This is a genomic window from Clostridium sp. CAG:43 (assembly GCF_000434655.1).
GTDB lineage: Bacteria > Bacillota > Clostridia > Lachnospirales > Lachnospiraceae > Otoolea > Otoolea fessa.
Genome location: NZ_FR895092.1, coordinates 10,182 through 16,707, shown reverse-complemented (window position 1 = coordinate 16,707; position 6,526 = coordinate 10,182). Strand labels below are relative to the sequence as shown.

Annotated in this window: 4 protein-coding genes and 1 pseudogene (1 of these 5 running past the window's edge); 4 read left to right on the top strand and 1 reads right to left on the bottom strand. The window is 48.2% G+C overall.

Going from position 1 to position 6,526, the window contains the following annotated elements; translation table 11 throughout:
• The 3 genes and pseudogenes from QVO97_RS07400 to QVO97_RS07390 form a co-directional block, all read left to right on the top strand.
• Window positions 1-1,518: pseudogene (locus QVO97_RS07400) on the top strand (DAK2 domain-containing protein) (it extends 197 nt beyond the left edge of the window).
• A gap of 299 nt (window positions 1,519-1,817) precedes the next feature.
• Window positions 1,818-3,875: an ATP-dependent DNA helicase RecG gene (gene recG / locus QVO97_RS07395; protein ID WP_022359716.1), complete on the top strand. Its 2,058-nt coding sequence runs from the start codon at window positions 1,818-1,820 to the stop codon at window positions 3,873-3,875.
• Between the two features lie 34 nt (window positions 3,876-3,909).
• Window positions 3,910-4,455, top strand: a complete 546-nt coding sequence (locus tag QVO97_RS07390; protein WP_022359715.1) for a rhomboid family intramembrane serine protease — start codon at window positions 3,910-3,912, stop codon at window positions 4,453-4,455.
• A gap of 135 nt (window positions 4,456-4,590) precedes the next feature.
• Here the strand turns inward: QVO97_RS07390 and QVO97_RS07385 are convergent, their stop codons facing one another.
• Complete coding sequence (locus tag QVO97_RS07385) at window positions 4,591-5,778, bottom strand: ribose-phosphate pyrophosphokinase (protein WP_022359714.1); 1,188 nt, start codon at window positions 5,776-5,778, stop codon at window positions 4,591-4,593.
• A gap of 251 nt (window positions 5,779-6,029) precedes the next feature.
• On the opposite strand from QVO97_RS07385, the gene QVO97_RS07380 reads away from it, so the two are divergent.
• Window positions 6,030-6,526, top strand: a 497-nt coding sequence (locus QVO97_RS07380; protein WP_288189305.1) for a PDZ domain-containing protein, incomplete at its 3' end; no start/stop codon positions are given.

The window sequence follows — 6,526 nt, the reverse complement described above, 5'->3', positions numbered from 1 at the left end:
GTTGAAAATCCGACGATGGAGGCGCTGGCGAGAGCGATTTCCTCCGGTTCCCTGCGCGGCGCACGAGGCAATTCCGGCGTTATCCTTTCACAGCTCTTCCGCGGATTTACGAAAGAGATTAAGACGGTAGATGTCATTACGACGAGTGTTCTCTCAGACGCATTTAATCGTGCGACGGAGACCGCTTATAAGGCAGTTATGAAGCCGAAGGAAGGTACGATTCTGACTGTTGCCAAGGGAATGGCGGATAAAGCGGCAGAACTGGCACCGCAGACCGAGGACGTACTTGAATTTTCAGAGAAAGTATTGGAGCATGGCGAGTATGTTTTAAGCCAGACACCGGAGATGCTTCCGGTTCTGAAAGAGGCAGGTGTAGTGGATTCTGGCGGACAGGGTCTGATTCAGGTTATCAAGGGCTGTATTGAGGGCTTAAAAGGAAAAGTCGTGGATATCGACGCGGCAGTTACTCCGTCTGTATCGGGAAATGGAGCGGCAAAAACAGCAACAGGTGCCGGAAGCACGCAGGCAGCGGATATCCGTTTTGGTTATTGTACGGAATTTATTATCAATGCAGAAAAACCGGCGGATGAGACGACAGAGCAGGAACTGAAAGATTATCTGAGCACGATCGGCGACTCCCTGGTAGTTGTGGCAGATGATGATATTGTCAAGATTCACGTTCATACAAACGATCCAGGCCTGGCGATTCAGAAAGCACTGACCTACGGTTCCCTGTCCCGCATCAAGATTGACAATATGCGCGAGGAACATCAGGAGAAACTGATCAAAGATTCCGAACGTCTGGCGGCACAGCAGAAGGCAGAAGAGGAAGCCAAAGAGAAGAAGGAAGAACCGCGCAAGAAATATGGATTTATCGCCGTATCGGTCGGAGAAGGTCTTTCTGAGATTTTCAAGGGCATCGGCGCTGACTATATCATCGAGGGCGGACAAACGATGAATCCGAGTACGGAGGATATGCTGGAAGCAATCGAAAAAGTCCATGCCGAGACAGTTTACATTCTGCCGAACAATAAAAATATTATTCTGGCGGCAGAGCAGGCAAAGAGCCTGTCAGAAGATACCAAGGTATATGTAGTTCCGTCCAAGACGGTTCCGCAGGGTATCACGGCGCTGATTAATTTTGCTCCGGATCTGACGGCGGAAGAAAATATGGAACAGATGTCCGAGGAGATGAGCCACGTTAAGACCGCTCAGATTACCTACGCAGTCCGCAATACATCGATTGATGGTATGGAGATCGCAGAGGGCGATATCATGGGGATCGGCGACAGCGGCATGCTGGCAGTTGGCAAGAATATCGAGGAGACCGCGATGGAGTCACTTCGTAAGATGGTAGATGATGAGTCTGAGCTTGTGACGATCTATTATGGTGAGGATGTCACGGAAGAGGACGCAGAGGCATTTTGTGAGAAAGCCCGCAAAGAATTTACATCCTGCGAATTTGAATGCCAGAATGGCGGGCAGCCGATTTACTATTATATGATTTCGGTAGAGTAGATTTAGGTCGTTTAAAGTGATTGAAATGCGTNNTAAAGTGATTGAAATGCGTTAAATGAATCTGCACTATTGGCTGAGAAAATGCAGATAACGAGAAAATGAATTTTCTATGTGATGGCGCAGATAAAACATTTGGCGTATAAAACAAAATAATTCATAAGTATGAAATGAGGCAGGTCAGGGGAGAGATCCCTGCGTCCTGCCTCTCTTTCATTCCAATGTATTCCCGGATTTTTTGTCCGGTAACTGTCTGCGTGGCTGATTTTCCGGAGAATATTCTGAAAAGCAGGAGGAGATAGATGGAACAGCAGAATATAACCGCTGTCAAGGGCATCGGTGAAAAGACGGCAAAGTTATTTCAAAAAATAGGCGTGGAAACGGTGGAAGAACTGCTCCATTATTATCCGCGTGCTTATGACGAGTTTAAGGAAGCGCAGCCGATCGCGGAACTGAAGGAAGATACGATCGCGGCAGTCGGCGGAATCCTGGCAAAAACGGCGGATGTGGTGCGGTATGGAGCGCGTCTGCAGGTTACGACGGCTGGATTGCGGGACAGCGGAGGCACACTGGCGCTGGCATGGTACAATATGCCCTATCTGCGCGGGACGCTCAAGGCGGGGGAACGCTTTATTTTCCGTGGCCGTGTGGTAAAAAAACGGGGAAGACTTACGATGGAGCAGCCGGAGATCTACCGCCCGGAACAGTATGCGAAAGTCGTGTCGTCTATGCAGCCGGTTTACGGACAGACGAAGGGACTTGGCAATAAGACAATCGCAAAGGCAGTCACGGAAGCCCTCACGATGCGCCAGATGGAACGGGAATATCTGCCGGCTGGTCTGCGGGAAAAGTACGGATTGGCGGAAATCAACTATGCGCTGGAGCACATCCATTTTCCGGCAAACCTGGAAGAACTGATGTTTTCCCGGAAACGTCTTGTGTTTGATGAATTTTTCATGTTCCTGATGTCAGTGCGCCTGCTCAAAGACAAAAAAGAAGATAAAAAGAGCGCATATCCATTTACGTTTTCTGGGGAAATGGCGTCGGTGGAAGAGCGCCTCCCATATGCTCTGACCGGGGCACAGAAAAAGGTAATCCGGGAGGTGTACGCCGATTTGTCCGGCGGGCATATCATGACCCGATTGATTCAGGGCGACGTTGGTTCAGGTAAGACGATTGTGGCGATTCTGGCGTTGCTGCAGGCGGCGGCAAATGGATATCAGGGGGCGCTGATGGTACCGACGGAGGTACTGGCGCGTCAGCATTACGAGTCGATGACCGAATTGTTTGCGTCGCTGGGAATCACATATCGTCCGGTGCTTCTGACCGGTTCGATGACAGCGAAGGAAAAACGGCTTGCCAGAGAGTCGATTGAAAATCATGAGGCAGATATCGTGATTGGAACCCACGCGCTGATTCAGGAAAAAGTGGTGTACGACAATCTGGCATTGGTAATCACGGATGAACAGCACCGTTTTGGAGTGGCACAGCGGGAAATGCTGAGCAAAAAAGGCGGCGAGCCGCATGTGCTTGTCATGAGTGCGACGCCGATCCCACGGACGCTGGCGATTATTTTATATGGGGATCTTGATATTTCCATCATCGATGAACTTCCGGCAAACCGGCAGCCGATCAAGAACTGTGTCGTGAACCGTGAATTTCGCCCGAATGCCTACCGTTTCATCGAAAATGAAGTCCGCGCCGGCCGTCAGGCATACGTCATCTGCCCGATGGTCGAGCCGAGTGAGATGCTGGAGGCAGAGAACGTCATCGATTATACCGAAGAGCTGCGCCGCGCCCTGTCCCCGTCGATCCGGGTGGAATATCTGCACGGAAAGATGAAGGGAAAAGAAAAAAATGCGATCATGGAAGCATTTGCGGCAAATGAGATTCATGTGCTGGTATCCACCACGGTCATCGAGGTCGGAATCAATGTCCCGAATGCCACCGTTATGATGATCGAAAATGCCGAGCGTTTCGGTCTGGCGCAGCTCCATCAGCTCCGTGGCCGTGTCGGTCGAGGAAAAGATCAGTCCTACTGCATCATGGTTAACGCCTCCGGCGAAGAAGACGCGGGAAAGCGGCTGGATATTCTCAACAAGTCAAATGACGGCTTCTACATCGCCTCCGAAGACTTAAAACTGCGCGGTCCCGGCGACCTATTTGGCGTCCGCCAGAGCGGTGATCTCGAATTCCATTTAGCAGATATATTTGCAGATGCAGATATATTGAAGGCAGTTTCGGATGAAGTGAAGAAATTAATGGATAAAGATCCGCTGTTGGAGGCGGAGGAGAATCAGGAACTGAAACGGAAGATGAATGGATATTTAGAGAGAGGATGGGAGAAGGTGAATTTGTGATGGCTGGGGGTCGCGGAAATCAGGCATCTATGGTATGGTTAACATTTTTATAGTGGCTGTGAGTTTTGCTGCCACGTTATTAAACTACCTCACGGGCGGAAGAAGCGGGCTGCTTTTATTTATGACATACCATTCTTCCCTCCTGTCACCGATGACGTGGATCCGGATGTTTACACATATATTTGGACATGCGGACTGGTCACATCTAATCGGTAATATGAGTTATCTGCTATTACTTGGACCGATGCTGGAAGAAAAATATTCATCGAGGGTTCTTCTGGAGGTTATCCTTGTGACAGCGTTTGTGACGGGACTGGCAAATTATATCCTTTTTCCGGCGACTGCATTGTGCGGTGCCAGTGGAGTTGTGTTTGCCTTTATACTATTATCTTCGTTTACAAATTTTCGCGAGGGTGAAATACCAGTTACGTTCATTCTGGTGGCGGTTCTGTTTATAGGGCAGCAGGTCTGGGATGGTATTACGATTCGAGACAATATTTCCCATATGACTCATATTATAGGGGGAATGATTGGCGGAATGATCGGGTATGGGTTGAATTGCAAATCGCGGGTTAAGTAGATTAATAATTTTTTGTTTCATAGGACGCAATTTCCTATGAAATCAGAAAAACTCCTGCATACACAGAATGAAGATTTATCTGTTTATGCAGGAGTTTTTTGAAATTTACAGCCGTTTATCAGCCGTCAATTTTCATTACATCTGTCCCTCGTTATACCGTTTAATCAGCTTCTGGATCTTCGCAGTCGGAGTCAGTGCGTTCTCCAGAGATACGTTATGGTTCAGGGAGTTGATGATTGCAGCGATAAACTTGCTCATATCAGCTTCTACATACCAGTCACGTTTAAGAAGTTCCGGCGTGTGGTAGTTTAAGTTGGTGGTTACGACGCAGTCGAGGTAACCTTTTGCGAAAAATTCGTCGAATTTCTCAAGTCCGTTGGTGAACAGACCGAAGGTAGCGCATACAACGACGCGTTTTGCCTTGCGCTCTTTGAGGGCGCGGCAGGTGTCCAGCATGCTCTCGCCGGAGGAGATCATGTCATCAATGATGAGAACGGTCTTTCCTTCAACGGAAGAACCTAAGAACTCATGGGCAACGATCGGGTTACGTCCATTGACAACACGGGAGTAGTCGCGGCGTTTGTAGAACATACCCATGTCAACACCCAGGTTGTTTGCCAGATATACGGCGCGGGACATAGCGCCCTCGTCCGGGCTGATAACCATCAGGTTGTCCTTGTCGATCTTTAAGGTTTTGTCATGGTTCAGTAATGCCTTGATAAACTGGTAGGTCGGCATGAAATTATCAAAACCGCTTAACGGAATGGAGTTCTGTACACGCGGGTCATGTGCATCGAAGGTAATGATGTTGCTTACGCCCATCTGAATCAGTTCTTCGAGCATCATCGCACAGTCAAGGGATTCACGACCGCTGCGCTTGTGCTGGCGTCCCTCATATAAGAACGGCATGATAACATTGACACGATGTGCGGTAGCAATGGATGCGCCGATGATACGTTTTAAATCCTGATAATGGTCGTCCGGGGACATATGATTGGTAAATCCGCTCATTTTGTAGGTCAGGCTGTAGTTGGTTACATCGACCATGGCGTAAATATCGGTACCACGGACAGACTCATTGACGATGCCTTTTGCTTCACCGCTTCCGAAACGCGGGCACGCGCAGTCAAGCATGTAGGAATCAGCATCATAGCCGCGGTACTGTAAATTTTCCTGACGCTTTTTCAGGACTTCAATATCGTTGCGGCGGAAATTGATAATGTGGGAGTTGACTTTCTCAGCCAGATCCCGGCAGCTCTCCAGTGCGGCAATTTTAAGCGGCGCAACCGGAAGCGTGTCATTAAACACGTAGTCATTCGACATGATTATACCTCCAAACAGTGTAGGTCCTTCGATGCATGCGGGCAGAGCGTACAAGTTTGTCTGCCATTTGCAGGACATAATACAACTATTTTATACCATTTTACGATAAGAAACGTCAATAGCAAATGAGAAAATTACAAAAAAAATCCACATCTGCGAATCAGAAGCACAACTTTACAAAAAAGCTGATTACTGTTAATATAATACTGGATTCTTAGGGTTTAAAAATATTTGAAATGAGGATTTTATAAATGAAAAAAGGTCATCTGATAAAATCGGTCGATCCGGGCTCGATTGCGGAGGAAATGGAGCTGGAGCCGGGGGACGTCCTTCTGACGATCGATGGAGATGAGATAGAGGATATTTTTGATTATGAATATAAGATAAACAGTGAGGAGATTACGCTGCTGGTCCGCAAGAAGAACGGCGAGGAGTGGGAACTGGATATCGTAAATGAGTATCAGGATCTGGGGATTACCTTTGAAAATGGTCTGATGAGCGATTATCGTTCCTGCAGGAATAAGTGCATCTTCTGTTTCATCGACCAGATGCCGCCGGGCATGCGTGAGACACTGTATTTTAAGGACGATGATTCCAGACTTTCGTTCCTGCAGGGCAACTATATCACGCTGACGAATATGAAGGATAAGGATATTGAGCGGATTATCCGGTTTAAGCTGGCGCCGATCAATATTTCAGTGCAGACGACAAATCCGGAGCTGCGCTGCAAGATGCTTCATAACCGCTT

Coding starts and splice junctions, on each gene's coding strand:
- recG (WP_022359716.1), top strand. CDS start 1,818: ATGGAACAGCAGAATATAACCGCTGTCAAGGGCATCGGTGAAAAGACG.
- QVO97_RS07390 (WP_022359715.1), top strand. CDS start 3,910: ATGGTTAACATTTTTATAGTGGCTGTGAGTTTTGCTGCCACGTTATTA.
- QVO97_RS07385 (WP_022359714.1), bottom strand. CDS start 5,778: ATGTCGAATGACTACGTGTTTAATGACACGCTTCCGGTTGCGCCGCTT.